Source organism: Bacillus norwichensis, assembly GCF_014836955.1.
GTDB lineage: Bacteria > Bacillota > Bacilli > Bacillales > Bacillaceae_C > Siminovitchia > Siminovitchia norwichensis.
Map to the genome: position 1 here is coordinate 1 of NZ_JACSPV010000053.1, position 26355 is coordinate 26355.

Genomic DNA, 26355 nt, shown 5'->3' on the forward strand with positions numbered 1-26355 from the left:
GTAAAAAAAAGAAATTACAGTAAGCGTGTTTGAGTTACTCTAAAACTTGAAAAAAGTATTTGACATTGTACGCTATACCACAAAAAAGGACACTACGCAATGCTCTAGCATGTTTCGTGTCCTTCAGCATTTTATCAACTTCTATCCACAAGCACCATTACTCTAGAAACCCTAACTTCTTTTTTCGACATTGACTGAGGCGAAATCATTAAACAATTTTCACTACAGGAACTAAGTTATATTATTGGAGGTCTATTCTCCTTTTAAATATTGGAATTGCTTCTTGATTTCCTTATTTAGGATTAAACATCCAAGTCGGCTCTGAAGAATTGACTTTTTTCACAATCCAATCGGTCCAAAGTGCAGACTTCTGAAGCATATTTGAGCATGTCCCCTCATACAAATCCAATTATTTGAATGTATATTTTTTCCTTCGTTACAAAAACTGATAAAAAAATGGAGGAAAATATGAATAGCAATCTAAATGAACTCAGTCAACAAATTCAAAATTTAAGAAAGCATCTGAACGAACTGGCGAAGTCTAAACAATTGTCAGACCCAAAGGTAATCGAAACAAGCCAAAAGCTGGATGAATTATTAAATGAGTTTGAGCGCCTAATAAAATCGAAAGATTAAATTTGTTTTTTTAAAAGAACTGCCTAGAAAAGCGGCTTCATTGGTGGCTCCATTAAATATCCTTTCGCGAAACAAACTGCTTTTTCAACCTTTTGCCCCTTAACCTGTGAATCAGCATCGCAGTAATTAACAGAGGTGTATTAAAATTAATGAATAATAATAATTCCATATTAATATGGAAATTAGCAATAGGCTCTGCTTTATCTTGGGAATTAGCCCATCTGCTTGGTTCAAAGCATCCCTATTTAGCCCCGCTATCAGTTATATTATGTCTTCAACCAACCCTTGATAAATCCGTCCGAATCTCTATAAAACGGATAATTGGAACCATTATTGGTATTCTTGTAACAGTGCTAATTGCAAGCCATATCAAGATAAACGGTTTAAACTTAGGCTTATTAATTTTATTAGGCTGTTTTATTACTCAGTGGTTAAAGTTTGATAAAGTGGTCATTCATCATGCTGCAATCACAATGTTATTTGTTTTTGTATTTGAACACCAAACAAAGCATTATGCCTTAGACAGAATGAGAGATACTGTTGTCGGTGTCGTTGTGACAATATTGATACAGTTCGTTTGGTTCCAGATCATTAAAAGAAACAAAGCTGCATCATAGAAGAATTTTGTAAAAGTTTTTTTCAGTTGACCAAGAAAATAATGAAGGTAAAATTAAAGGTTAATGCTGTGCAAAATACCATAAAAGAATGCTGCTCCCCGGTGATTGCAGTTAAACCGAACCGGGGATGCTTTAAGTCGTTGATAATGAAAAACATAGTGATCATCGAGTATTAAGCTGAGCATGTCCCTTTCAGCTCATTTGGTTTAAAAAAGATACAAAGAGTTTACGGTATGAAAATTGGATGAAAGTAGTGAAGAAATTTGAATAATGCTTGGAATAAAATCATCTATAAAATCGGTTCCCCGATTTATGATAAGTTCTTTAATTCAGGTATTTTCTTAAAAGCACGAACACAAATATTTCAACAAATACAATTCAATCACAATCAAAAAATCCTGTTTGTTGGTGTAGGAACAGGGGCTGATTTAGAATTAATTGGTCATTCTGACCTGGATATAACCGCTATTGATTATTCACCTGATATGCTAGAAATTGCAAAAAGAAAGTTTGAAAATTCATCGATCCATTTTTTAGAAATGGATGCACAAAATATGGGTTTTGGCGATGATTCATTCGATTATATTGTAGCCAGTTTAATCCTTTCAGTGGTACCTGATGCCAATAAATGCTTTAGTGAGATTACGAGAGTTTTAAAACCAGATGGAAAAATCATCATTTTTGATAAATTCGTCCCTGAAAATGAAAAACTATCGATACCCAAAATTCTTTTACGCCCTTTCATTAAAGTGTTAGGTACTGATATTGGTCGGAGTTTCGAAGAGATACTTCAAAACAATCAAAATGATGTAAAAGTCGAAGAAGATGCACCAATCATGTTAAATGGGATGTATAGAAAGTTAATCATTAGTAAAGTTAATTGAGTGCTTTGTTGCTATTTCTAAAAAGAAAAATTGATTGTGACGGAAGAGCCTATTTTCTTCCGGCTTTTGCGCCAATGTCGGCTGGCCTTACCAATGAACCTCAGCGTATTTGCGCCCAGATTTTTTATCGCGCTCTGCTCGATAATTGTTAGAACCCTTCGTAGGCTTTAGCTTTATTCAGCTGGGGTTTGACCCCACTGAATTGGAATACCGATATGCATTCATCCCACCACTTACAGAAGTGAAAGACACAGAACATCCCGGGAGATGGCTTTTCCATATGTAGAAACTGGACAAATAACTTTTCAGATAAAAATTTAAAAAGCCCGGTCATTGCCCGGGCCATTTTTATTACCAATCGCAATGTTCGCGTCTACGCGCTCTACATCTGCACTCAATATCTCTTTCGCGCTCTTCACGCCGTCTTTCTTCATGACAAACACAAACTAAGCGTCTTCTCCTTCTGTCCCTTTCGCCACCAACAAAATCGTCTTCAAATTCAAAGCCCATTTATATCTCTCCTATAAATTTTTTTAAGCCGGCCGACTCGTATATAATATATTAAGAATCGTAAAATTCGATTGGACAGAGCGTCTGATAGAAATGACGATTTTTATATCCAAAATAACTCTCCACATTTCAGGAATGAAGGTTTTTCTGTCAATGACAACAGTTTCCCATTCTTTTTTGTTCCCACCATGTGCTCCAGCCTGACACTAAATTAAATACTTTAATCTTGAAAAGAGGGATTGCATGATCATTAAAGTCGTCCATTACGATTCAAATTGGTCAAACGTTTATTTAAAAGAAGAACAAAAAATAAAAAAAATCTTGCAAGATGTATTAGTTAACAGCTTCCACATCGGAAGTACTTCTGTTCCTCATTTACAAGCAAAACCAATTATTGATATTTTACTTGTGGTCGATCATATTGAAAATTTGGATGCCTTTTCGGAACAGTTTGAGAAACTCGGATATGAAGTGATGGGGAAATTTGGAATACCGGGGCGAAGATATTTTCGCAAAGGCGGGGATAATCGTACTCACCAAATTCATGCTTTTCAATTTGATAATATCGGAGAAATCGAGAGGCATTTGGCATTCAGAGATTACCTCCGTGAGCACCCTGAAGTGTGCAAAGAATATGGGGATTTAAAGAGTCAACTGGCAAAAGAGTATCCAAATAATATTGATAGGTATGGAGATGGAAAGGATACCTTTGTTAAAAATGTGGAAAAACAGGCTCTTAAATGGCGTTGGACGATCCGTTAGTACTTAATTTTATTGAGATTCCCCCGACTACGCCAGTGGGATTCCGGAATGACTAAGCATTCACAGTCCATTTCTGTTTTTGAACAGCCTTCAGAATTGGAGTGGCCCCCCTCTTTATCCAGTGCATATAGTGGATAGGGCTACGCTACTATTATCATAGCGTTTTAGCGTCTCGTACTACGATGCATATCATTTTATCAATTCCATGCATTAGTCGACTGAACCTTATACAATATCCAATTTTATGTGAGCATAGCACATTTTCAGGTAGCAAAAACTCTCCCTTGTCTGATCGGACTTTCATCCCTAAAGGATGGCTATCGCACCGCTATGGGCTTTCCCGTTCAAACATCTATAATCAATGCGCCTTGGCGTGTTTGCGCCCAAATTTTATCAAAGCCCACTCGATACATTTCCTCTGAATTCTGTGGCATCCGCCGAGGCTTTAACTTTAATCAGTCGGGGTTGACCCTCCACTGAATGGAATCATTCATCTTGCCACTTACGGATTGGGAAACTTCAGCTGACTGAAGGTAAACACATTACGCCTGTTGATAGTCATAAACTTCACTTCGATTTTTAGAGAATTCGGCCTGATATTTTCAGAGTTTCCGGACTCATGTGCCATAATAAATCTGCGCGTTTTGAGTAGAAATCTGGCAATCCGTGGATGGTTTCTTTTCAATCTGATCCCATTCAGTATCCCTCTATATTTAATACGCCTGTTCTGAACTTGTCAGGACAATCTCCCGGCTATTCATGCTTGTTTTTTTAAGACGGCATGGGCTTATCGATATTGTTTTCTGTTTTTAGGCAACACTGGAACTGCTGACAACACATTCTCTATTTTAAACGTCCTGATAGATTTCCTTTGATAACAATAAGCATACATTGCATTTTTGGAGATGGAAAGTACCTTTATAATCCTTTGCGACAACTGTCGATTCGCGGAAAGATATATAATCTCCACATTCTCTTTAGACATAGCTGCACGCTCCAAAATCCGCATCCGCTCTTCACCACCAGAACACTTGTTTGTTTTATTATATGGGAATATACGTTCCTTATTCAATGGTAATTTATTCATGCGATGACTGGATTATTTTAGGTAATAATATGGAGGGAAAACATAAGGAGGGAATCCATTGGATAAGAATCATGAAAAAAGCTTGGAACTTGCCGGCAGAAAGTACGAATTGGATGATTCCCATGAAAAAGACTCCATTTCAAAGGCACTAGCTATTACCCATGAACAGGTTAGCGATGCTTATATTGAAGGACAAATCGATCCAGTCATAGAAGAGGAAAACGGAAAAGACACATAACTTAAATCAGAGAACTGATTCCATGACCGGTGAGAACTGCTCAGTGAAAGACAAAACTGTTGTCTAAAGCGCAAGAAATCAATTTTAGAAACGTTGATTTTTTGTGCTTTTTCAAGATGAAATTTTTAATTTCGTTTTGAAAAAGCACTCTGCCCCTTTATGGGCAAATATACTTTTCAAAAAAATCCGACAAAAACTTTGAGAGAAACAACCAAATAAGCTATAATCATTAGTTAAACGGAGAAACCTCTTCGCTTTTCATTAATAGGTGTTGAAAAGCGGGCATTGTATTAAAAGAGTGGAGGGGAATCATTGTGCAAATGGGAGTTTTAATCGGGTTGTCCATCTTATTGGGCGCAGTAGCCATATTTCTAGTCTACTACATTGGCTCAGTTCTGGATTCAAGCGACTCGAATAGAATTGACGAATTGCCTACCGATCAAAAAAACAACTGACAAAAACGAGGCTGGGACAGAACCATTTTAGGTAAAGGAAAATCCGAACTTTGATTCAAATTTCTTCTAGGAGAAATTGAATCAGTTCGGATTTTCTTGTTTAAAGCTATTAATTTCTATAAATCATTCGTCTTTTAGGTTGATCTTTTTAGTTATGTCCCAGCCTCTTATCTATGGCATAGATTCTAGGAACCGGCATACATTTAAACAAGGAGGAATGCTCATGCAATTATGGGTCACCCTTGGATTGGCAGGCGTTTTGGCTGCCATCGCCGGATTTCTCGTCTACTTTATTCATAGCGTCTTGAATTATGACGATTCCCACACAATTGACTCATTGCCACCGGATGAAAAAGAGAATTAAGAGAAATTTTTCCTGTCATTGACAGGATTTTTATGTTTATCAGCTAAAAAAGAGGGAATAAGATATGTATCTTCATTGTTTCCGCACTATCGAAAAAAATAGGAGGGAACTGAAATGGATGTATCAATTTTGGTCGGACTTGTTATCTTTTTGTTGGTAGTCGCTTTGTTCTTAGTATTTTTTATCAGTTCCGCACTCAATTTTGAGGATGCAAACAAAGTAGACCAGCCCATATCCTCTAACAAACTTGAAAACAGCAATGAACACTAACTATGTTTTAGAAGCTCCTGCCAAAATTAGCAGGAGTTCTTTATTATCATTCGGTAATACATTTTTGATACAATCCGTGCAGCTTTTGTACGATGGCCCCTTCCTGCCCCGGAAGTGTTTTCCCTTCGTATTCCTTTACGGGGACGATTTCCTGAATGGAATTGGTAAAGAATATTTCATCTGCCTGGATGAGCGCCTGCTCTTTATAAAATCCTTCTTCTACTTGTATCCCCAGTCTCTCAGCAAGCCGGAAAATGAACTGTCTTGTAATTCCATTCAGTATTCCAGTTTCAATTGCTGGGGTATATATCTTCCGACCTTTCACCCAAAACAGATTTGAAGTGACACCTTCCGCCAAATAGCCATCTTCAGAAAGAAAGATCCCCTCTTTCCCCGGATCTGCGCCAAGCTCACGCTTAGCAGCTATATTATTAAAAAAATGATGGGATTTTAAGCGTGTTTTCGTTTCAGGCGTGTTACGCCTTATTGTTAAAAGCACCGCTTCCTTCTCTCGAAGCGGCTCAAGTGGAGGAAGTTCCTTTTGAAAAATGATGACTGTCGACTCCGAGTATAAACTGGTCTGCAAACCTATTTCTGCGGGCCCAGCCGAAACATTCAACCTTATGTAGGAATCCGGCAATTGATTAAGCTCCGATAGTTTTTCAATGGCAGCTAGGACTTCCTCCCTTTCAAAAATGAGATTTATTCCCATTTCTATAAGTGCTGTATTCAGCCGCTCAAGATGTTCATTGAGCAAAAAAGGGATTCCCCCGTATGTTCGGAACGTTTCAAACACCCCCACACCATATAAATAGCCGTGGTCAAACGGGGAAATGAGCGCCTTTTCTTTTTCAATTATCTCGCCGTTCAAAAAAATATACATGTCAGCCCACAACCATCTGATTATATTCAATAAAGTTTTTAAACAACTGCTCCCCTGCCTCAGTCATGATTGATTCGGGATTGAATTGCAAACCTTCCATAGGGAAATCCTTATGCCTGATTGCCATGATCTCCTCTTTCGAACTCAATGCCGACACAACCAGACAATCCGGGAGGTTTTCTCTGCTAATCATTAATGAATGATAGCGGGTAGCAGAAAAAGGCCGCTCAATCCCTCTGAAAATAGTTTTTTCATCATGAAAAATATCCATTGCCTTACCTGGAAGAAGGTTGTCTGTTTTTTCCAACTTTCCTCCAAAGGCTTCAGCAATCGCGTGACAGCCCAAACCCACTCCAAGGATAGGGACTTTACCTGAAAAGCGTTCAATCGCTTCCTTCGTAACTCCGTCTGAAGCGGGTCTTCCAGGCCCGGATGAAATCACGATATATTTAGGCTTCAATAGACTGATCTCCTCAATTGAAAGCTCATCATACCTTTTCACAAGGATATCCCTATTTATTTTCCCTAACGCTTGAGCGATATTGTATGTAAAAGAATCATAATGATCGATCACAAGAATCATGCGAATGCCCCCTCTTTCTCCGCCTCTTCTTTTGCCTTCCAAAGGGCAGCTGCCTTATTCAATGACTCTTCGTATTCCGCTTTCGGGTCCGAATCAATCACGATACCAGCCCCAGCCTGTACATGGCACAGCTGGTCCTTGATGACCATCGTCCTGATTACAATGTTCAGATGGGCATCTCCATTGAATCCAATCCAGCCCATTGTCCCTGTATACACGCCCCGTTTGACTGGCTCCAGCTCTTCGACAATTTCCAGTGTTCTTTTCTTCGGCGCGCCGGTAATGCTGCCACCTGGAAAAACTGCTTCAATCAAGTCATATACATTTTTTTCTTCACATAATGTTCCACTTACATGGGAAACAATATGCATGACGTGTGAATATTTCTCGATCACCATCAATTCATCCACTTGTACACTGCCAAATTCACACACCTTGCCAAAATCATTTCTCTCCAAGTCAACAAGCATGATATGCTCTGCCAGATCCTTTTCATTGGAGAGCAATTCTTTCTCAAGCTGCCTATCTTCATCCTCGTTATTTCCCCGTGGCCTTGTCCCGCCAATTGGCCTTGTTCCGACTTTTCTTCCGTCTTTTTTGATCAAAAGCTCAGGAGAACCAGAAACAATCTGGAATTCTGGTGTATGGAAATAGCCCATGTAAGGTGAAGGATTTAAATTTCGCAGTTTTTTATACACATTGAAAGGCGTTGTAAACAACTGATCTGATTGCCGAACCGTCAGATTGACTTGACTAACATCGCCTTCCCGTATATAATCCTTCACTTTTTCAACAGCAGCAATAAAACTTGTTTCACTCAAAGATAGCTGGGGCTGACTCTCACCACTGTCATTCGCCGCTGCCAGCGGATTTTTCAACTCTACTTCCGCAGCCTTGAGCCAAGCCATCTTCGATTCTACTAATCTTTCTTTTGCAGAATCCCCGTTCAATGTCAGCAACCACAAACATTGTTCTTCATGATCAAACACTGACCATTCATCGAACACAAGAAAATAAAAGAGCGGCATCTCAATATCATCCTCAGCTATATGAGGCAGATGCTCAATGCACCATGCATAATCATAGCTTATATATCCAATAGCTCCTCCCTGAAAATCAGGTAGTCCTGGTAATGGTGGAAAGGAAAATTGCTTCATCCACTTTTCCAGCGTTTGAAGGGGATTTCCTTCCATTACTTCGGTCTGATCACCCTGTTTTATTTCAATCTTTCGTTCATCAGCACTAATGACAGCAAACGGGTCGATTCCTGCAATACTGTATCTCCCCGTCCGGCCACTCTCTAAAAGGACATGCTGTTCTTTGTTGATGGTTAAGTTGGAATACGCCTTAAAAAACCTATCCTGATCAAATGGTATTCTTTCAAAAATCACAGGCTGCTCCATGACTGCAACACTTCCTATCTATGTGGTTAACTTCGATCAAATGCGCCTTAGCGTATTTGCGCCCAGATTTTATCGAGCTTTCGTTCGATAAATTTCCTCTGAAAATCTGTGGCATCCGCCGGAGGCTTTACTGGGTTGAACCCCAGCTGAATGGAATACCAACAGGCATTCATCTCACCACTTACAGAGGTGGGAGACTTCTGCTGAATAAAGTTAAAATACGAAAAGCCCTACTCACGATTTTAAAGCATACATAATCGAAAGGACAAGCAGCATTGGATTTTTTTCTACGTCTGTACTTACTCTATTAATAAGTATGGATACAATCTAAGCACCGAACAACTGTTATCATTTCCAGCCTTGTTAGAGACGCTCTCTACTCTTTCTCAACAGGTTGAAGCCTTCTCTAACTGACACAAAAAGCACCCATACCCGATGCCAGCTGGATATAGATGCTGTTACATTATTCCTCTGTATTTTTGCGGTCTTTTCGAAACTGTTTTTTTCCTCTTTCAAAAGCTTCTTTTGCTCTTTTCAAGTCTTTTTCTTCAAAGTAATAAGCCATTCCCGCTTGTCCAATCCCATAAGTGACAGCGCCTGCGACGGCACCGGAAATCATGTTTCCTGCAGCTGGGATAATTTTAGCTGCAGACCGGACTCCTTCCCTTACAACAAACGCCACTCCAAGATTAGCCCCAATTGCTCCAATAAATTCAGTGGCCGCCGCCCGGTTGACTTCCCTTTCAGCAATGTAGGCAATAATCATAATCATCATGGCTTGCAGTCCAGTAAGCAGAGGCATATCAGCAAGCGGGATCGGCTCAATCCCGATAAGTACGGCCATACCGGACATGGTTACGATCACTTTTTGCGCTGCTTTTTTTTTAGCGGAAACTGCTTTGGCCGCTTTTGCTGTTTTCAGCTTCGCATCGTTCGGCAGAATGTCAACTAGATATTCTGCCAAATCATCCACATTCCATCGCATATCATAGATCATTTTTCCTGACTCATCAAAATCAACATACGTACAGACTGGAATTGTCGTCATGAGAGGAATATCGTGATCATTAAACCGCTTTTCCATTAGCTTTTTCGCTGTGTTAATGTTTTTTGCTTTTTCTGGGTTCCCATCCAATGGCAATTGCTTATAATAAGGCGGATCAAGCTCGTCCACCTGCGTGACTACACAAATGACCGGTACATCATAATGATGCACCTCCATAATAAATGCACGCAAATCATTCAATTCATGCAGATCCTCTTCCACCCGAGCATCCGTTTCTTTTGCTTTGATCAAGAAAAGAAATACATCAGGCTGTTCAGCTTCCAGCTCTTTTTTCAATTGGGAAATAGCTGTATCAGTGTCTGATGACTCAAGCAGCTTCTCACTTTCACCCAATCCACGGGAATCCAGCAGCCGGATTTCCTTGTCATCCTCCGAAGGGTACCAAAGCCACTTTCCCCGGCCCGTTCCTGCTTGTACAGAACTGACCATTTGCTTTTCCTCACCAAATAATGCATTGATCAGCGATGATTTACCAGCACCCCTTCGTCCCACCAGGGCAATCCGCGGCTCCCGCGCTTCAATCGTCAGCTCTTTCAGTTCGCTGAGCTTAGACATCATTTTTTGTTTTGATTTCTTCGATAAAGGCAGTTTGTCAACTTGATTTTTTATATTTGAAAAAACTGATCCGAAACCTGAACTACTTTTGCTCATCGTCATTCCTCCACAACATCACTTACTATAGGTTTCCCCCAAATGAAAGCAATTCAACCTTTGTATTTTGAACTTCTTGTCTAAAGGGAGGATAAGTACATATTCAAAATAAAGCTCAAAACAACAAAGCCTATGATGATTTCTGTTCATGAGACGGAATTTCTTCCCTGTCAACCATACGAATATAACTGAAACCGCTTATCATTTGTTGACTTTTTAAACATCCCCTATAATAGATGCAAGGAAGGAAAGGTGAAAGATGGAATTGCTCGAATGGTCATACACAAGGCATTACAATATTAAGGCTCGTTTTGAACCCTTTGTTCATTCAGACGTCCTCTTCAGACAAATTAAAGATTACTATTTTATATATACGGTTCGCTGGTCGGATTTGGATCCGGTGGTAGAACGCGAACATTTAGAAGAAATGGAAATATTGATAAACTGCGAGCTCGGTACAGAGCATTCCTATTTTAAGAGATTGGCCTTTTCAGAGAGCGAACGGAGTGAATATCATGACCGTTCATCTTGAACTATCCTTCGAAGAATTGGAAAGAACGCTTCGAAGATTAAGAGAAGAAGAGATTGTCTATTTCGATGAAAAAAAAGATCGAAATGCGGTAATGAAATATTACCGTAAAGTGAATATCCGGAAGCCAAAATTCCAACAACTCCATTCATTATTGGAACGCACTCACAAGAACAGGCTCCCCTATTTTATAAGCAAAGACCAATTTCTATACACATGGGTTGACCTGCAGCCGGACTGCACAATCAAAAGCATTTATTCCGGCAAGGAAGATGACCCGGCGGATCTGATTAGAAAAGACTTCGAAGTGAGCAGGCGTTATGAAGAGTTTCAGGATTTTCTTGCGAATAGGGAACAAACCATTATTCACCAGCCTCTTCCGGAGGAACTCAAATTTAATGCGGAACATATTGTACCGCAGTCCTGGTTCATTGGCCGCGAGCCCATGAAAGGAGACTTGCACCATCTTTTTGCCTGCGAACCAAGCTGCAACGCTGCCCGCTCCAATTTTCCTTACTTCGATTTTCCAAATTATAACCCAGAATCACCTGATGAAACAATCAGAAACCACTGTGGTGTAGCAGCCGCTAATCTGTTCGAGCCGGAATTTGGAAAAGGTACCGTTGCCAGAGCCATGCTCTACTTTCTACTTCGTTATCCTAAATCTATTAAAAAACGTTTCAGAAGCAAGGTCAATTTTAACCTGTTAAGGGACTGGAATCAAAAGTTCCCACCGGATCTGTATGAAAAACACCGGAATCAAGCCATTTACCACATTCAAGGAAACCGTAATCCTTTTATTGACTTTCCCCAATTGGCTGACGTCCTTTATATCCCATTGAGATGGTAAAACCTGGTATGTTCTGCCTGCGGTCTCTATCAAGGGCATCGGCTAATAGTTCGGCAATGCCCTGCCCCCATTCCTTGACAAGCACTCCCTATACTTCTTTTTAACTTCATACAGCAGAAGTCCCCCACATCTATAAGTGATGAAATGAACGCATATCGGTATTCCGTTCAGCGAGGGGGCAAACCTCCGGTAGATGCCACAGATTTTCAGATTAAAAGAAAGACGTACTGTCCAATTTAGGAAATATACTGGCCGAAAAAACGCAATATTATCCAGAAAAGAGAAATATTCCCCCGTTTGGCCGAGTTACTAGCCGAAAAAGACAGTATACTTTCCTTTATCTTTAAAGAGCGATGAAACCATTTCACATAAACTGGGTATCTACTGCTATTAGTGACCGCTTTGAATGAAAACAAAAAAAACGGGCACCAAGCCCGTCCCCCAATGATATGCGTTTCTCAAGACTGCCCCTTGTCAAAGTCAGCAATCTTGCCTTTATATAGCCGTTTTCGTTCAATAGGGAATTTCATTTCTCGTGCATATTTTTTCAATTCCCTCTCATCTCTTGGATTAGCCAGGGTTACAACCGTTCCGGCCGCTCCCATCCTTCCTGTTCTCCCTGCACGATGCACATATTGAGCAGCATTTTCAGCAAGATCAAATTGAATCACATGGCTAAGTCCGCTGACATCCAATCCACGAGCTGCAATATCGCTAGCCAGTAAAATACTAATTTCGCCTGTTTGAAGTCGTTTTAAGGCCCTTTCCCTTTCGTGTTTTCCGAGGTCGCTGTGGAGAAGCTCCAGTCTGACACCGTCATACTTCAGCTTATCAGCAAGTACGTTCATATTGCCGACAGACCTGATGAAGACAAGTCCCTTCATGCCCTCCATCTTAGCAATTTTACCGAGCAGCTTCGTTTTTTCCCGCGGCTCACATAATAAATAATAGTGATTGATTGATGAAGGAACGGATACTGACTTTTCTGCTGTAAGTATTTTCGGCTCTCTCCCAATCATGGCCTTTACTTGATCAGGCTCCTCCAGGCTTGTCGCAGAGAAGAGAAGAAGCTGGCGATCATTCAATGTTGTTTTAACAATTGTACGAACTGTTTCCAAATGTTCCTTATTCAAAAGTTGATCCCCTTCATCCAAAACAATTGTCTTTACTTCATGCATCTTTAATTTCTTCATTCGAATAAGCTCCAATATTCTGCCAGGGGTCCCTGTCAAAACATTTGGCTTCTTTTTTAACCTATCAACTTGTCGTTTGATATTGGCTCCTCCGACAAGCGCTGCACTTGTTATTTCGGTCCCTGCTGACCAATTTTGAACTTCTTGGTGGATTTGCATGACTAGTTCTCTTGATGGTGCGAGGATAAGTACCTGCGTTACTTGCTTTGACTCGTCCACACGATCAAGTAACGGCAAAACATAAGCAAGAGTTTTACCTGTTCCCGTCGGTGACTTGACGATCATATCTATTCCTTCAGTAATCTGAGGAATCGCTTTTGCCTGCACAGACGTCAACTCGTTAAAAGCAGATTTTTCCCATAAATCCTTTATCGCAGGCTTCAGCCTGCCTATAATATCCTTTGTCTCGCTCATTATTTTTCCTCATTTCATGTGTTCCCAGTCTCTTATTCATTTTAAGTTTATCATGGATCTTGTACTTTTTCAGCCTCGTCCAGATTGAACAAATGCCGATAACAGCAGGAGCCAATTCATTCGTGCTGGTTTCAAATAATAAAACAAGGAAAAACCTTTAAGGACTTAATCAATTTCAGGTGATTTTCGATGTTGCGTCGCCTGCTCAAATGCATAGGCGATCTTTAGCAGAAGGGCTTCACTAAATGCGGTTCCTGTAAAAGAAACGCCGAACGGTTCACCGTTTGGAACAAACCCAGCCGGGACAATGACAGTAGGATAGCCTGCTCTGGCTGCGATTACAGAGCCTCTGTCCCCTCCAAAAAATATCGCGTCCAATCGATGTTCCTTCAAAGCATGTTCGATTCCTTCCTCTCTTGAAAGACGAAGGTCCTGCCCCAATGTGGAATGATATTCCGGTTCGGTCAGCGTACCTTTCGTTTCTTCCGACATTTCCAAGAGCTTTTGCCCGTATCTCAACATACTCTCCGAATGAGCTTCGTTAAATCTTATGACATCTGCAAGAGACCGGATTTGATTCACTGGAGGTGTTGCTTGAAGATAAGCATTAAGGCCAACCTTGAACTCATAAGTAAAAATGTCAAAACCCCATACGTGTTTAGCAGAAGGAATATGAATTTCTTCTACAAGCTCTGCCCCAAGCTCCTTTAGAACTGATTTTGCTTCCTCCATTAAAGCGAGTTTATGCTTGCTTAAGCGCAGTGTGAACGGTTCACCCGGTACGCCAATCCGGGCACCTTTTAAATCGTTCAGTTGAAGCTCGGCAGCATAATCAGTAACAGCCGACAATGGAATAGCCCCTGTTGCTGGATCTTGATCGTCTTTTCCCGCCATTACACCAAGCAGATAGGCAGCATCTTTCACTGTTCTTGCCATGGGCCCGGGTGTATCCTGACTATGAGCAATGGGAATGATTCCCTTCCTACTTAAAAGACCGACTGTTGGTTTAATTCCAACAAGTGCATTTTTCAAAGACGGATTTAAAATCGATCCGGATGTTTCTGTCCCGATGGCAGCCAATGCAAAATTGCAGGCAACCGCTGCACCAGACCCCGAACTCGATCCTCCCACATCCAGTTTTCCTGGCCCATAAGGATTTAAGGTTTGCCCTCCCCTTGAGCTGTAGCCGCTCGGCATTCCAATCGTCATGAAGTTGGCCCATTCCGTCATATTGGTCTTTCCAAGTAGAACAGCACCCGCTTTTCTTAAACACCTTGCAACAAAAGCGTCGTTTGAAGCGGTATGACTGGCCAGAGCAAGAGACCCCGCAGATGTATGCATCCTATCTCCTGTATCAATATTATCTTTCACAAGAATAGGAATACCATGCAGCGGTCCCCGCGCTCCCTTTGTTCTTCTTTCTTCGTCAAGCGCTGCAGCGATATGTAAAGCATCTGGATTGATTTCCAAAATAGAATGGATTTTTGTGTCATGTACTGCTATCCTGTGCAAATACATTTGTACAAGCTCAAATGAAGTAACCTCCCCTTCCACCATTTTTTTCTGCATGTCGTCTATTGTCGCCTCAATCAGCCAATTACCGTCCTTTTGATTGAACTTCGGAATATCCATGATGCCCCTCCTTTATCTTTAAAATAAAAAAACCGCTGAGAAAAAGAATAAAAGAGCTGAGATAAAAAATGATATCAATCGTAAAGAGGTCAATAATCAAACCGCAGAGCATAACCGCTGCCCCTGCAAAAATAGATGTCCAAAAATGATAATATCCTATGACTGCTCCTCTACTGGAAGAATTCGTAAAATCTCCGAGCATTGCTTTTTCACTCGTTTTTTGCATGGCTCCAGCGGCTCCTAACAATTCTTGTAAAAGATCTTTCATTTGGTCGACTTCTTTCCCTTGAACCACTTCTCTTACTTTGACGGGAACAAGGCGTCCCACATCAGTCATTAGATGCTGATCGTCCGCTTTATGTTGAGAAGAGTATATGAAAAAAGCACTGTAGATTCCCATAAATAGAATGAGTAATATCACTAGAATCTTTTTATTTAAGAAAAGTTTTCTGCGCATAATTGTAACATCCCCAATTTTAACTTATATTCAGTTTACTTGATTAGAAAGAAACATGGAACAATCTGGATAAAGCTCTTCACAATATTCTCCTTGATGTTATACTTTGAAACCATTGTTATGCGGTTAAGCAAATGCGCCTTGGCTTACTTGCTCCCAGATTTTATCAAGTTTCACTCAAGCACTTCCTTCTAAAAATCTGTGGCACGCACCGGAGTTTGACTCCCAATAGGCTTTCATCTTCCCACTACTGAAATAGGAGACTCTACTGAATGAATTTAAAAATAACTCGATATAATGAAACCACGGATGTGTTCATCTCGTCTAATGTTTTAGTACGGCAAGGGGGGTAAAGTCTTGAATGAGGCAGCTGCTGAAGAACTCCAAACTTCAGATATTGATATATTATTTGATCAGATCATGACGGATTACGGCCAGGACATTATGCAGCTTACCTATTCGTATGTAGTGAATTCTGCGCTTGCGGAAGATTTAACACAGGAGATTTTTGTGAAATGCTATCATTCTCTTTCGAAATTCGAAGGTAGATCCAGCATCAAAACCTGGCTTTGGAGAATTGCTATCAACCATTGCAAGGATTATTTGAAAAGCTGGCATCATCGAAAAGTATTGCTGGCATATGAAAAAGCTCCTGAACCAATTTCCTCACACGATACAGTGGAGCAAGCGGTCATACGCTCTGAAGAAGACAAAGAACTAGCCGAAGCAGTACTGAAGCTTCCTGTCAAATACCGTGAACCTATCTATCTGCATTATTTTGAAGAGCTGTCTGTCAAAGAAATAGCGATGTTAACAGGCATTAAAAACAACACGATTAAAACACGAATGCGCCGGGCAATGGCCATGTTAAAAGACAGCTTGGGAGGTTCTTAAAAATGGAAGAAAGACTAAAAAAATTAGGAAAAAAACAGCTTTCAGAATTGAAATTCACTGAACAGCACCGCAAGAACATTTATAGAGCCATTGACAGAGAACAAAAAAACGATGAAGAGATTCTGATTGCCACCCTGCAATTGCTGAACGAAAAAAGAACCGGATTTGAATTATTGCAGCTGTTAGAAGGCCGGAACATCAAAAAATTTATGAATCAAGAAGGCTCGCTCTACTTGCTCCTCCATGAGCTGGAACAAAAAGAATGGATTTCCTCCTTATGGGCGGATGATCATCTGAAATACTATTATTTGCAGGATAAAGGAAGAAAGGTCTTGATGAAAGCGGAGGAGAAACAACAGAGAAATTCCCCGGCGTTAAATGATTTATTAGAGGGAGATATTTTGTATGGGTGAGAAAAAAGCTTTTTTAAAGCAAGTGACCAATCCTATTAAATCGAAAGAAGCCAAGAAATTTGTCGCTCTAGAGCTTGAGCAGCATATGGAGGCCGTAGTTCGAAACATGATAAAATCAGGCCTTTCCCGCGAGGAAGCAGAATGTCAGGCGGTAAAGCGGATGGGTGATCCCGTTAAACTGGGAATCAAAATGGACAAACTGCACCGCCCCAAAATTGACTGGAGTCTCCTTTCTCTCGTTCTCCTATTATATTTAATCGGCTTTCTGCCTTTTCTAATAACTCAATATGAGTTTCAGTTTTCTTTATTCAAAAAATCAATGGATGTGCTGTTAGGAATCTTGATCGTGCTCACCTTGATGATGTTTGATTACCGAAGGCTTAAGAAGACGTACTGGCTTATGTTAGGCGTAGCAGGAATTATACTAATACTAGTTTTTCATTTTGGTTTTTCGAGTTGGATGGTAAATGGCGTTCAATTTGCCCAATTTGGTACGTTTTCGGCAAATTCATTGATTGTTATACCGCTTCTTTTTATCGGATGGGCTGGACTCCTTCACCGCTATGCAAACCGGTCTTTGCTCATATCTGGGTTATTCCTCTTATCATTGGCCCTATACATTCCCATCAGTCCTGTACCTAATGTAGTAGTCTATGTTGTTATGGTTGTGGTCATGTATCTTTGGTCAATACGAAACCAATCGAAAAAACTGGTTGGTTCAATCATTGCTGCCTTATTTTCTGTGATTACGGTTTGCCTTCTTGTCTTCTGGAAAAGCTCTAGCTTATATATAAGAAAGAGATTAATGGGATTCCTTTTTCCTGAGCAATATGAATCAACTTACGGCTATTTTTATTTACAATTCAAAAAATATTTATCTGAAGCTGGATGGTTTGGACAATTTCCCCAAATAGAGAAAATTGAGATGGTAGAAATGTATACAGATATGATTTTCGTCACCTTAACCTATTCCTTTGGCTGGATATTTGCTATTATAATCGTGCTCTTTCTCGCTGCTATTATGGTAAGAATTTGCTGGATCTCGCGCAAGACTCCGGATTCCTTCGGTCAACTCATCATTTTCGGAGCGGCGGCATTATACACGGTACAGTTTGTATATAATATCGGAATGGTGCTCGGTCTTTTCCCGATTGCCGGATTTTCACTGCCGTTTATCAGCTACGGCTCCTCCCCCGCTGTGATCAACTCAATCATTATCGGCCTCGTATTAAGCGTATACCGCCGGAAAAAACTAATCGTTTCTATTAACTAAAGACTTGTGGTGATAAGTCAATGTAAAAATGAAAAAAGGTAAAGCTGTCTTTGTATTTTTGTCCAGGTAGTAAGATTTATGCAGGTCAGCTGAAAGAAAAGTCTGGAGGCTCCTCTACAGCTAAATGGTAACCCGGACAAACCATTCTAAGCATTCGCCGGTCGGGGCCCCGACCCCTCTTCTAAGAACCGGGCACTGCAATCAATGGCAAGCAGCTTCGCTGTGGCTCTGTATCATGGCAGAGAGTGCCTGCTTCCTTTGGATCAGCGTCTTAGAAAATGACCTTATTCGGAAGTTAGAAATAACACATTTATTTAATTATCAAAGACCAAGTTTTTGTTCTTGAAATATATAATACGAGGAGAATGATCCATGTTTATTACGATACCAATGGTGCCGTTCGGCACCATTTTTTTAGTGATTTATATTCTTTTTGGCCTCATTAGAAATAGAACTAGAAATTGGATGCAACGAATCATTTTGTATACCTTCATCTTTTATTTGCTATACATTTTTGATTTAACAACGGGAGGAATCATCATTCCGCCTTCTAACGAAGCTAGAATTCAAATTCAACCTATTCCCTTTTATTTCGTAGCTGATTGGGTCAGACTATACAAAATAAACGGTGCAGATTGTTTTTTTTTGGAATTCCGTGAAGCTCACCTTCTACAATTTCATCATGCTAGCACCCTTGGGCATTTATACCTCCCTGTTGTTTCGTATTCATGATTTTAAAAAAGCGGCACTCCTCATTTTTTTGACTAGCTGTGTAATCGAATCGTATCAACTTTTATTCAGTTATTTCGGCCTGATTTGGACTCGCGGATGCAATGTGGACGATATCATCGTAAATACTGCTGGTGGGATGATTAGTTTTTTATTATGGAACAAGGTAAAAAAGTTGCATTCAAGAAGAAAATTTTACAAAATTAAGAGATAAAGGCTTCAAGTGTAGATTCAATTCACAACTTTTTTTTGCAATAATCGGAAAGGCTCTGCGCTTAAGTCATGAAAATCATTCATGGGAAGGTTGATTTTATGGTTGCAATCGAATCTGATTTGAGTACGGTTCAACATAAAAAGCTGCCAAAAAGGGCAGTTTTTTGGAGAATTCTTTTTGTCACCATTGGAGCCGTATTGATGGCTGTTGCTCTTGAGCTTTTCTTAATTCCTAATAATATTTTAGATGGCGGTATCACCGGCATTTCTATCATCATCAGTTACTTGACTGATTGGCGAGTTGGCTTTATCCTCTTCATATTAAACCTTCCATTTGTCTACCTTGGATATAAACAAATCGGAAAGACTTTCGCATTTGCCACATTATACGGAATTTTTGTCCTATCGTTAACCTCTGTATTCCTTCATAATGCTTATGTTGTCACAAACGATTTATTGCTTGATACCGTTTTTGGCGGCATCATTTTGGGGACAGGTGTAGGCATTGTGATTCGTGCAGGCGGTTCCCTTGATGGTACAGAAGTTCTCTCAATTTTGATGAGTCACAAACTTCCTTTTTCCGTCGGAGAAGTTGTCATGTTCTTCAACTTCTTCATCTTCGCAACTGCGGGATTCATTTTCAGTTGGGACCGTGCCATGTACTCCATCATCACCTATTACATTGCTTCAAAAGTAATGGATTTAGTCGTCGAAGGCTTTAATGAATCAAAATCTGTTTGGGTCATTAGCGAGCAAGCTGATGAAATCGGGAATTCCATTATGGCGAGGCTGGGGCGAGGAGTCACGTATTTGAAAGGTGAAGGTGCATTCACAGGCAATGATAGAGCGGTCATTTTTTGTGTCATCACCCGTTTGGAAGAATCGAAGCTAAAATCTATCGTCGACGAACATGATCCCGCTGCTTTTCTAGCAATTGGAAACATTTCCGAAGTCCGCGGTGGACGTACAAAGAAAAAACGCATTCACTAAACGGTCCAGAGACACCCAACCTGAATATAAGAATCAGGCAAGAGAAAATGCCTGATTTTTGTCCTAAGGTTACTATTGTAAATACTTTGGATGTTCATCATTCTTTCCTTGAATCTCAGCAAAAATATTTGACTCATTTTTTTCTTGCCCTATTGATTGTGATTCTTTCACTCCTAACATGTACTCATCCATCAGCTTTTTAAATTCTTTCTTTGTAAGTGGCTTGGCTTCGTCTATAAGTTCATATCCGAGTTCTCCATTCGGTTCAATCGTTGCTGTTTTTATTTCATCTATTTTGCTAATTCCATTCAACCTCAATCTCGTTTCCAATTGGTCGACACTCATCCTGAGCTTTCGCAGTTCATGTACATTGATTGTTCCATTCTCAATTACTACTTTGGATTTACCTGTTAAAATTGTTTCAAGGCCATTCATTTTCATCTCAAGATATTCCATCAAAAATAAGGTGACAACAAAAACCCCTACTACAACCAGCGTCCGTACTATCCCTTTTTGTGCAATCGGCTGTACAAGGATGGTTCCTAAAGAGAGCATGACAATTAATTGAGGCATAGTCGTCTGAGCAATCGCTTTTCTTCCAGTCAATTTTAATAAAAGTAACCCCGTTACAAGAATGATGAACGGCTCCCAAAGCAGCTTCATCCCATCAACTCCATTCATGGCATTATTGTTTGCATTGTGAATTGAAACATGCATCCATGAACACGTTCTTTTATAGGGTAAATCCATAGCATCCCCAACACATTACGCATGAGCTAATATTTTACTTGCATATTCAATGAATGATGTGAGAAGTCTTTTGGAATGTTTCAAAGTGATGTTGAGCAGTTTTCCTTTATTGTTGAATAATTCGAGGGAGTCGGTGAGAGAATTTAGCATAAGAAATAACCCGTTGCTTATTTAAAGTGAGCAACGGGTATTGGTTATATTGATTTCTTCTTAGTACCTGATTTCAAAAAGGAAAAGTATGATCTCCACCATGCCCCAGTTTTGGAATGCAGGAACATCTTCATTCATATATCTAACGGTTATCCAGTCTGTACCGAAAAAAGATTTTTCATCAGTAGCAAGGGTTATGCTTTTACTAGTGCAAAAATGATCTCGACTGGTTCATTGCCTTCATTGACACACCAATGGGGTTCGCCTGCTGGAATAAAGGATGCTTCACCAGCAGAAATTTCATACGGTACGCCTCCGGACTCGCCTTTTAGTGTGCCTTTTGTTATAAATGAATATTCTTGTTCTTCATGAAACGTCGTACCTTCGCTTGGAAGACGTTCACCTGCCGGGATGGAAACATAGCCGAATTTTATTTCAGCTCCTGGGTACTGATCGTGAAAAAGGTCTTGCACAATATCGCTTGTTAACTTTGGTGTATTTTTCTTCATGATGGCCTCCTGACTTTATCTTCCGGGCAATTCTTTATAGTCAAATGTCTCTGGATCAACTTCAACTAAGAAATGTTCACGCGCTTCTTCTACTGTGAAGTAATCATTTTTAACATCCATTGCGACTTGGGCTGCCGGTCGTTCTTTTGGATCGCCATAGCCTCCGCCCGTTCCAGTCATGAGACGGACTACATCGTTCGTATTCAATTTATAACGTGGATAGACACCATAAGGTCCGTCTGTTTTCCCATCCGATTTAATAACACAGAATTCATTCGGTGAGCCATCACATCCATTAGCGATGCCCCATGGAAGAAATTTATTGCGGCCAAATGTTGCCGTGACTGCCTGCCCATCCGATAATGCACGATAGGAACGGATTACTCCTTTACCGCCAATATACTTGCCTGCACCTGCTCCGTTTCCATCTTGACGCAAGCTATATTCATCCAACATCACACCATATCTTGTTTCAGCTACTTCCACAGGGACATTGTAGGTTTCTCCATCTGCGATACAGAATTGCCCGGACTCCCCGTCTTTTCGATTTGAAGCGCCCCATCCTCCGACAGAAGGTTCAACGATGAGGAAAGGTTCATTTGTATCTTGGTGGGTACCCGATAATGTAACAGCACATACAGACAAGAACTGGCCTGCGGTTAACCGATTTGGCAATTGCGGAGCCATTGCTTTCCAAACTAGATCAAGGCATCCTAATAGCGTTTCGAAGTAGTTAGAAACTGGAACTGGTCGCTCAGCTGACATGATCGACTTCGGATCAACAATAACTGTCAATGGACGGAATACGCCATCGTTTACGTCTTGTGCCGGATTAGTGATAGCTAAAAATATTGTGCGAACCGCAGAAACGAGACCGGTATATGAACAGTTCACTGGACCCAGCACCTGAGAGGAACTTCCCCGGAAATCGCAAACGAATTCATCGTCTGTAATGGTCACCTTCACTTTAATTGGGAAGGGACCATTACCAAGTCCATCCGTATCAATGAAGTCCTCAGCATAAAACGTCCCTTTGGGGAGGTTTTTCAGTTCCTGACGAGCCATTTCTTCCCCATGATCAAGTAAATAATTAATAGCGGCAAGAATCGTTTCTTTCGAATGCTTTTCACAAAGTTCCTGCAAACGCCGATCACCAGTACGAAGTGCCGCAATTTGCGCCCACATATCGCCAAGTGATAGGTCAGGGAAGCGGACATTTGAACGGATAATTTCGATGAGTGCCTCATTCACTTTTCCTTCATCAAAAAGTTTAAGGCAAGAGAATTGAAGACCTTCTTGGAAAATGTCGACCGAGTCATTCGTGAATGAACCTGGATCTTTCCCTCCAACTTCCGTCCAGTGCGCTTTATTGGCAGAAAAAGCAATGATTTCCCCTTCAGAAAAGATTGGCATAACGAGCCCGACATCGGATAAATGTGAGCCCCCGCCTTGATAAGGATCATTGATGATGATAATGTCGCCGGGCTTCAGTTGATCCCCCGGATATTTATTCAGCGTCTCTTTTACCATGAACGTAAGCATTCCGATAAATCCTGTAACACCATTTCCTTGTGTAAGGAGGTTTCCTTTAGCATCAGTAAGTCCACTTGCATAATCAAGCACTTCATAGATGATCGGACTCATGGACGTCCGTGCTAATGCTACGAACATCTCATCACCGACGGCTAAGAGGGAGTCTTTTACGATTTCCAATGTGAATGGGTCAATTTTGCTTGAGATGGTCATATTAGTTTTCCTCCTTTTCGATGATGATATTGCCATAGTCATCCAAATAGAGCTTTTGCTGTTCATATATGACTGTGACTGCTGCTTTCTCCTCGACAATCACCGGCCCAGCAATAACTTCATTTACCGGGAGCTTGTCCCTATCATAGACAGGCGTTGTAACCCAGCCTTTATTTTCATAATATACGTCACGATCCTCTTTTTTTGCTTCCGTTAGTGAACTTATTCTGTTCAATTTGGAGATGGTCGGTTTCTCCACTTTTCCGAACGCTGTCACATGAAGATTCACGATTTCCGTTTGGGCATCCTCTAATTTGAATGTATAGTTCTTTTCATGCAATTTATGGAAATCTTCGATGTTTTGCCTTTTTGCCTCATCCGTCCACTTTCCATTTGTAACAGGTACCTTCACTGTATGTTCCTGTCCAAGATAACGCATATCAGCGAATCGGTGGAATTCCACTTTGTCCTCTTTCATTCCTTCCTCGCTGAAATGCTGCAATGCGTTACGCTCAATTTCCTCCCACTGGCTATCGATCTCTTCCAATGACAGATCATTCATCCGCTTAATATATGTTTGAATATAGTCGTGACGAAGATCTGTCATCAGCATGCCCCATGCAGAGAATACAGGGGAAGCAATAGGTACGACAACCTTTTTGACACCAAGTTCAAGTGCCAGTGCCGGTCCATGCATGGAACCGCCGCCTCCAAAAGCGAGCAATGTGAAATCTTGTGGATTATAACCTTTGCGTATTGAAATCAATTTCAAAGCATTCAACATGTTCGAATTGGCAATCCGAATGATGCCAAGAGCCGCTTCTTCAGGTGAGATTCCAAAATGATGTCCGATTTTCGTTGCGATAGCAGACCGTACAGTATCCAAATTCACATCATAATCAAAATTTTTAGATGATAAACGTCCAGTGAGTAAATTTGCATCTGTTGTAGTCGGTTCAGTTCCGCCTTGGCCATAGGCGACTGGCCCTGGGTTGGCTCCTGCCGATTGTGGTCCGACTTTCAAGGAGCCTGCCCCATCAATCCATGCAATTGAACCCCCGCCATTTCCAATTTCAATAATATCGACAACAGGAGTCTTGATGGGATATCCTGCACTCCGACTATCTTTTTCGATGTAATAATCAGTGGAAACCTTGACCTCTCCATTTTCAATCAATGAGCATTTTGCTGTTGTTCCGCCGATATCAAAGGCTATGATATTTTTTTCCCCTATCATTTCACCAAGGACAGCTGCACCGAAGATACCAGCGACCGGTCCGGACTCCACCATATTGATCGGTGCTTCTTTAGCTTTGTCGAACTTTGTGGTTCCTCCATTTGATTGCATAATATATCGTTGGTCGATTTCCGCCTGTGTCTTGAGTTCATTTTCAAGCTGGTTGATATATGTTGTAGCAGCTGGTTGAACATAGGCGTTCAATACAGCTGTATTAGTCCGTTCATATTCCCGCCATTCCTGTGTGATGTCGCTAGAAGCAGTAACTTTTACTTCAGGCCACAGATCTTTAATCAATTTTACAGTTTGTTGTTCGTGTGAAGGGTTCGTGTAAGAGTGGAGGTATGAAACGGCAATTGCTTCGACTCCTTCCTTCTTGAAGAAATCAATACATTGTTTCACTTCATCTCTATTCAATTCACACAGAACTTCACCTTTATAATTAACGCGCTCACTTACTTCCCTGCGTAAATAACGTTCAACAAATGGTGTCGGTTTTTCATAATTCACATTGAACAGGTCCGGGCGATTACCACGGGCAATTTCTAGTACATCGCGAAATCCCTTCGTTGTGATCAAGCCTGTTTTAGCACCTTTTCTTTCCGTCAATGCATTAATAATAACCGTTGTCCCATGAATGAACATTGAGATGGACGACTGATCAACTCCGCTTTTTTTAATGACATCTAAGACACCTTTTTCAAAGTTTGGCGGGGTCGTACTGCTTTTATCAATCCCGATATTGCCATTGTCATCAACGTATACTAAATCAGTGAATGTTCCTCCAATATCAGTAGCTACTCTCATGCTGGTCACACTCCTATAATCAAATGCGCCTTGGCGTATTTGCGCCCAGATTTTATCGAGCTCTGCTCAGTTAATTCCCTCTGAAAATCTGAGGCATCCGCCGGAGGCTTTAACTTTATTCATCCTGGGTTTGAACCCCACTGAGGAATACCAATATGCATTCATCCCACACTACAGAACTGGGAAACTTCTGCTGAAGGAAGTTAAAAAATAATTGGTGTCACTATGCTTAAAACAATGCTTTCCTCTGAAAGCGGATTTTCCCATTGATGAATCAGACTGGAAGGATAATGAATTGTATCTCCTTCGAATAAATGAAACTTCTCTTCATTCAAATAAAAAATCACTTCGCCCTTTAACACATAATAGAATTCCTCCCCATTATGACTAAAAGAATGTTGCTCGTGCATATGCGGTGGCAGCACAACCTTTAAAGGCTCCAGCTTCCGGTTGGTAAAAGTACCCGTTAGCCTTGTGTACACCTGACTCCCTGAGCTTGTTGTAAAGCTATGTTGTTCATTCGCACGAACAACGTATTGCTGATGTGCAGTCTCTTCCAAAAAGAAATAATTAATATGAATCCCCAATGCATCTGAGATTTTTTTGAGTGAAGTTATGGAAAGAGATGATGCCCCTCTTTCTATTTGTGATAAAAAGCTAAGCGATAATCCAGTTTTCTCACTCAAATCCTTTAGCATAAGATTTCGCTCTTGACGCAATGCCTTGATCTTAATATGAATTTCATCCATGTACGAATACCCTTTCAAAATTGAAGTATAAGTGTAGTAGTTCTGAATATAGCATAATTATTTTACAGTTGCAACGATTATTATTAATTATCAGTCAACTCAGTATAGGTATTTTTACAATGTTTCTGACGCATATCCGAATTAGCAATATTAAAAAAATGTCTAAGCATTCTCAGACATTTTTCTTTTAGGTGTTTCATATTTATCAAGCTTAACTATTTATATTCGGTTAAATATTCTTGATATTTGATACCTCTCTATATTCAAAGTATAATAAGAACGAATATTCGGAAACAGTTGTAAGGTGGTAATTTTTATATGAAACGAAAGATAGTTAATTACTCAACTTTCGCAGAGAGAAATTGGCAAATAAGCCTTGATGTAGTTGGGAAGGCCAGAGAACCACTGCTC

Annotated in this window: 28 protein-coding genes; 16 read left to right on the plus strand and 12 right to left on the minus strand. The window is 40.5% G+C overall.

Features of this window, described 5'->3' with window-relative positions:
- Positions 1-468 precede the first annotated feature (468 nt).
- The 8 genes from H9631_RS19655 to H9631_RS19690 all read left to right on the plus strand — a co-directional run bounded on the left by H9631_RS19655 (position 469) and on the right by H9631_RS19690 (position 5823).
- Positions 469-636 carry an aspartyl-phosphate phosphatase Spo0E family protein gene (locus H9631_RS19655; RefSeq protein WP_191815815.1) on the plus strand — a complete coding sequence of 56 codons (168 nt, stop codon included), beginning with the start codon at positions 469-471 and terminating at the stop codon, positions 634-636.
- A 149-nt stretch (positions 637-785) separates the two neighbouring features.
- Positions 786-1253 (plus strand): FUSC family protein, encoded by a 468-nt coding sequence (locus H9631_RS19660; protein WP_191815817.1) that lies wholly within the window; start codon positions 786-788, stop codon positions 1251-1253.
- A gap of 263 nt (positions 1254-1516) precedes the next feature.
- Positions 1517-2137: a class I SAM-dependent methyltransferase gene (locus H9631_RS19665; protein WP_191815819.1), complete on the plus strand. Its 621-nt coding sequence runs from the start codon at positions 1517-1519 to the stop codon at positions 2135-2137.
- Between the two features lie 753 nt (positions 2138-2890).
- Positions 2891-3409, plus strand: coding sequence for a GrpB family protein (locus tag H9631_RS19670; RefSeq protein ID WP_191815821.1), 519 nt, complete (start codon positions 2891-2893; stop codon positions 3407-3409).
- A 1145-nt stretch (positions 3410-4554) separates the two neighbouring features.
- Positions 4555-4734, plus strand: a complete 180-nt coding sequence (locus tag H9631_RS19675; RefSeq protein ID WP_191815823.1) for a YozQ family protein — start codon at positions 4555-4557, stop codon at positions 4732-4734.
- A gap of 314 nt (positions 4735-5048) precedes the next feature.
- Positions 5049-5189: a hypothetical protein gene (locus tag H9631_RS19680; RefSeq protein ID WP_191815825.1), complete on the plus strand. Its 141-nt coding sequence runs from the start codon at positions 5049-5051 to the stop codon at positions 5187-5189.
- 223 nt (positions 5190-5412) lie between these two features.
- Positions 5413-5553 carry a hypothetical protein gene (locus tag H9631_RS19685; RefSeq protein WP_191815827.1) on the plus strand — a complete coding sequence of 47 codons (141 nt, stop codon included), beginning with the start codon at positions 5413-5415 and terminating at the stop codon, positions 5551-5553.
- 114 nt (positions 5554-5667) lie between these two features.
- Complete coding sequence (locus H9631_RS19690; protein WP_191815829.1) at positions 5668-5823, plus strand: hypothetical protein; 156 nt, start codon at positions 5668-5670, stop codon at positions 5821-5823.
- A 46-nt stretch (positions 5824-5869) separates the two neighbouring features.
- Here the strand turns inward: H9631_RS19690 and pabC are convergent, their stop codons facing one another.
- From pabC to H9631_RS19710, 4 genes are all read right to left on the minus strand, one after another.
- Entirely contained in the window at positions 5870-6706 is an 837-nt protein-coding gene (gene pabC / locus H9631_RS19695) for an aminodeoxychorismate lyase (protein ID WP_191815831.1), read from the minus strand.
- Between the two features lies 1 nt (position 6707).
- On the minus strand, positions 6708-7289 hold the full coding sequence (locus tag H9631_RS19700; RefSeq protein ID WP_191815833.1) for an anthranilate synthase component II: 582 nt from the start codon (positions 7287-7289) through the stop codon (positions 6708-6710).
- A complete protein-coding gene (locus H9631_RS19705) occupies positions 7286-8692 on the minus strand; it encodes an anthranilate synthase component I family protein (RefSeq protein WP_191815835.1) in 1407 nt (468 codons plus the stop codon). The genes H9631_RS19700 and H9631_RS19705 overlap by 4 nt, the downstream gene beginning before the upstream one ends.
- A 463-nt stretch (positions 8693-9155) precedes the next feature.
- Positions 9156-10409, minus strand: a complete 1254-nt coding sequence (locus H9631_RS19710; RefSeq protein WP_191815837.1) for a GTPase family protein — start codon at positions 10407-10409, stop codon at positions 9156-9158.
- A 259-nt stretch (positions 10410-10668) separates the two neighbouring features.
- Between H9631_RS19710 and H9631_RS19715 the strand changes: the two genes are divergently transcribed.
- Positions 10669-10941: a hypothetical protein gene (locus H9631_RS19715; RefSeq protein ID WP_160706120.1), complete on the plus strand. Its 273-nt coding sequence runs from the start codon at positions 10669-10671 to the stop codon at positions 10939-10941.
- Entirely contained in the window at positions 10925-11788 is an 864-nt protein-coding gene (locus tag H9631_RS19720) for an endonuclease I family protein (protein ID WP_191815839.1), read from the plus strand. Before H9631_RS19715 ends, H9631_RS19720 begins: the two co-directional genes overlap by 17 nt.
- Positions 11789-12246: 458 nt before the next feature.
- Here the strand turns inward: H9631_RS19720 and H9631_RS19725 are convergent, their stop codons facing one another.
- The 3 genes from H9631_RS19725 to H9631_RS19735 all read right to left on the minus strand — a co-directional run bounded on the left by H9631_RS19725 (position 12247) and on the right by H9631_RS19735 (position 15484).
- Positions 12247-13395: a DEAD/DEAH box helicase gene (locus tag H9631_RS19725; RefSeq protein ID WP_191815841.1), complete on the minus strand. Its 1149-nt coding sequence runs from the start codon at positions 13393-13395 to the stop codon at positions 12247-12249.
- Between the two features lie 165 nt (positions 13396-13560).
- Positions 13561-15027 (minus strand): amidase family protein, encoded by a 1467-nt coding sequence (locus tag H9631_RS19730; RefSeq protein ID WP_191815843.1) that lies wholly within the window; start codon positions 15025-15027, stop codon positions 13561-13563.
- Positions 14993-15484, minus strand: a complete 492-nt coding sequence (locus tag H9631_RS19735) for an MFS transporter (RefSeq protein WP_191815845.1) — start codon at positions 15482-15484, stop codon at positions 14993-14995. The genes H9631_RS19730 and H9631_RS19735 overlap by 35 nt, the downstream gene beginning before the upstream one ends.
- 357 nt (positions 15485-15841) lie before the next feature.
- On the opposite strand from H9631_RS19735, the gene H9631_RS19740 reads away from it, so the two are divergent.
- The 6 genes from H9631_RS19740 (at position 15842) to H9631_RS19765 (ending at position 19996) form a co-directional block, all read left to right on the plus strand.
- Complete coding sequence (locus tag H9631_RS19740; RefSeq protein WP_191815847.1) at positions 15842-16378, plus strand: sigma-70 family RNA polymerase sigma factor; 537 nt, start codon at positions 15842-15844, stop codon at positions 16376-16378.
- 2 nt (positions 16379-16380) lie between these two features.
- Positions 16381-16791 (plus strand): PadR family transcriptional regulator, encoded by a 411-nt coding sequence (locus tag H9631_RS19745; protein WP_191815863.1) that lies wholly within the window; start codon positions 16381-16383, stop codon positions 16789-16791.
- Complete coding sequence (locus tag H9631_RS19750) at positions 16784-18064, plus strand: FtsW/RodA/SpoVE family cell cycle protein (protein WP_191815865.1); 1281 nt, start codon at positions 16784-16786, stop codon at positions 18062-18064. The genes H9631_RS19745 and H9631_RS19750 overlap by 8 nt, the downstream gene beginning before the upstream one ends.
- Before the next feature lie 372 nt (positions 18065-18436).
- Positions 18437-18796 (plus strand): hypothetical protein, encoded by a 360-nt coding sequence (locus tag H9631_RS19755; RefSeq protein WP_191815882.1) that lies wholly within the window; start codon positions 18437-18439, stop codon positions 18794-18796.
- On the plus strand, positions 18747-19007 hold the full coding sequence (locus tag H9631_RS19760) for a VanZ family protein (RefSeq protein WP_191815880.1): 261 nt from the start codon (positions 18747-18749) through the stop codon (positions 19005-19007). Before H9631_RS19755 ends, H9631_RS19760 begins: the two co-directional genes overlap by 50 nt.
- Positions 19008-19105: 98 nt before the next feature.
- On the plus strand, positions 19106-19996 hold the full coding sequence (locus H9631_RS19765) for a YitT family protein (RefSeq protein ID WP_191815867.1): 891 nt from the start codon (positions 19106-19108) through the stop codon (positions 19994-19996).
- A gap of 72 nt (positions 19997-20068) precedes the next feature.
- On the opposite strand, the gene H9631_RS19770 is transcribed toward H9631_RS19765, so the two are convergent.
- The 5 genes from H9631_RS19770 to H9631_RS19790 form a co-directional block, all read right to left on the minus strand.
- Complete coding sequence (locus H9631_RS19770; protein ID WP_191815869.1) at positions 20069-20659, minus strand: YetF domain-containing protein; 591 nt, start codon at positions 20657-20659, stop codon at positions 20069-20071.
- A 431-nt stretch (positions 20660-21090) separates the two neighbouring features.
- Complete coding sequence (locus H9631_RS19775; RefSeq protein WP_191815872.1) at positions 21091-21405, minus strand: cupin domain-containing protein; 315 nt, start codon at positions 21403-21405, stop codon at positions 21091-21093.
- A 15-nt stretch (positions 21406-21420) separates the two neighbouring features.
- Complete coding sequence (locus H9631_RS19780; protein WP_191815874.1) at positions 21421-23151, minus strand: hydantoinase B/oxoprolinase family protein; 1731 nt, start codon at positions 23149-23151, stop codon at positions 21421-21423.
- A gap of 1 nt (position 23152) precedes the next feature.
- Positions 23153-25195 carry a hydantoinase/oxoprolinase family protein gene (locus H9631_RS19785; RefSeq protein WP_191815876.1) on the minus strand — a complete coding sequence of 681 codons (2043 nt, stop codon included), beginning with the start codon at positions 25193-25195 and terminating at the stop codon, positions 23153-23155.
- A 203-nt stretch (positions 25196-25398) separates the two neighbouring features.
- On the minus strand, positions 25399-25944 hold the full coding sequence (locus tag H9631_RS19790; RefSeq protein WP_191815878.1) for a helix-turn-helix domain-containing protein: 546 nt from the start codon (positions 25942-25944) through the stop codon (positions 25399-25401).
- Between the last annotated feature and the right edge of the window lie 411 nt (positions 25945-26355).

Excerpts from the sequence above, each read along its gene's own strand:
- H9631_RS19655 (WP_191815815.1), top strand. The coding sequence starts at position 469 with ATGAATAGCAATCTAAATGAACTCAGTCAACAAATTCAAAATTTAAGA.
- H9631_RS19660 (WP_191815817.1), top strand. The coding sequence starts at position 786 with ATGAATAATAATAATTCCATATTAATATGGAAATTAGCAATAGGCTCT.
- H9631_RS19670 (WP_191815821.1), top strand. The coding sequence starts at position 2,891 with ATGATCATTAAAGTCGTCCATTACGATTCAAATTGGTCAAACGTTTAT.
- H9631_RS19685 (WP_191815827.1), top strand. The coding sequence starts at position 5,413 with ATGCAATTATGGGTCACCCTTGGATTGGCAGGCGTTTTGGCTGCCATC.
- H9631_RS19690 (WP_191815829.1), top strand. The coding sequence starts at position 5,668 with ATGGATGTATCAATTTTGGTCGGACTTGTTATCTTTTTGTTGGTAGTC.
- pabC (WP_191815831.1), bottom strand. The coding sequence starts at position 6,706 with ATGTATATTTTTTTGAACGGCGAGATAATTGAAAAAGAAAAGGCGCTC.
- H9631_RS19700 (WP_191815833.1), bottom strand. The coding sequence starts at position 7,289 with ATGATTCTTGTGATCGATCATTATGATTCTTTTACATACAATATCGCT.
- H9631_RS19705 (WP_191815835.1), bottom strand. The coding sequence starts at position 8,692 with ATGGAGCAGCCTGTGATTTTTGAAAGAATACCATTTGATCAGGATAGG.
- H9631_RS19710 (WP_191815837.1), bottom strand. The coding sequence starts at position 10,409 with ATGAGCAAAAGTAGTTCAGGTTTCGGATCAGTTTTTTCAAATATAAAA.
- H9631_RS19715 (WP_160706120.1), top strand. The coding sequence starts at position 10,669 with ATGGAATTGCTCGAATGGTCATACACAAGGCATTACAATATTAAGGCT.
- H9631_RS19720 (WP_191815839.1), top strand. The coding sequence starts at position 10,925 with ATGACCGTTCATCTTGAACTATCCTTCGAAGAATTGGAAAGAACGCTT.
- H9631_RS19725 (WP_191815841.1), bottom strand. The coding sequence starts at position 13,395 with ATGAGCGAGACAAAGGATATTATAGGCAGGCTGAAGCCTGCGATAAAG.
- H9631_RS19730 (WP_191815843.1), bottom strand. The coding sequence starts at position 15,027 with ATGGATATTCCGAAGTTCAATCAAAAGGACGGTAATTGGCTGATTGAG.
- H9631_RS19735 (WP_191815845.1), bottom strand. The coding sequence starts at position 15,484 with ATGCGCAGAAAACTTTTCTTAAATAAAAAGATTCTAGTGATATTACTC.
- H9631_RS19745 (WP_191815863.1), top strand. The coding sequence starts at position 16,381 with ATGGAAGAAAGACTAAAAAAATTAGGAAAAAAACAGCTTTCAGAATTG.
- H9631_RS19750 (WP_191815865.1), top strand. The coding sequence starts at position 16,784 with ATGGGTGAGAAAAAAGCTTTTTTAAAGCAAGTGACCAATCCTATTAAA.
- H9631_RS19755 (WP_191815882.1), top strand. The coding sequence starts at position 18,437 with ATGTTTATTACGATACCAATGGTGCCGTTCGGCACCATTTTTTTAGTG.
- H9631_RS19760 (WP_191815880.1), top strand. The coding sequence starts at position 18,747 with ATGCTAGCACCCTTGGGCATTTATACCTCCCTGTTGTTTCGTATTCAT.
- H9631_RS19765 (WP_191815867.1), top strand. The coding sequence starts at position 19,106 with ATGGTTGCAATCGAATCTGATTTGAGTACGGTTCAACATAAAAAGCTG.
- H9631_RS19770 (WP_191815869.1), bottom strand. The coding sequence starts at position 20,659 with ATGAAGCTGCTTTGGGAGCCGTTCATCATTCTTGTAACGGGGTTACTT.
- H9631_RS19775 (WP_191815872.1), bottom strand. The coding sequence starts at position 21,405 with ATGAAGAAAAATACACCAAAGTTAACAAGCGATATTGTGCAAGACCTT.
- H9631_RS19780 (WP_191815874.1), bottom strand. The coding sequence starts at position 23,151 with ATGACCATCTCAAGCAAAATTGACCCATTCACATTGGAAATCGTAAAA.
- H9631_RS19785 (WP_191815876.1), bottom strand. The coding sequence starts at position 25,195 with ATGAGAGTAGCTACTGATATTGGAGGAACATTCACTGATTTAGTATAC.
- H9631_RS19790 (WP_191815878.1), bottom strand. The coding sequence starts at position 25,944 with ATGGATGAAATTCATATTAAGATCAAGGCATTGCGTCAAGAGCGAAAT.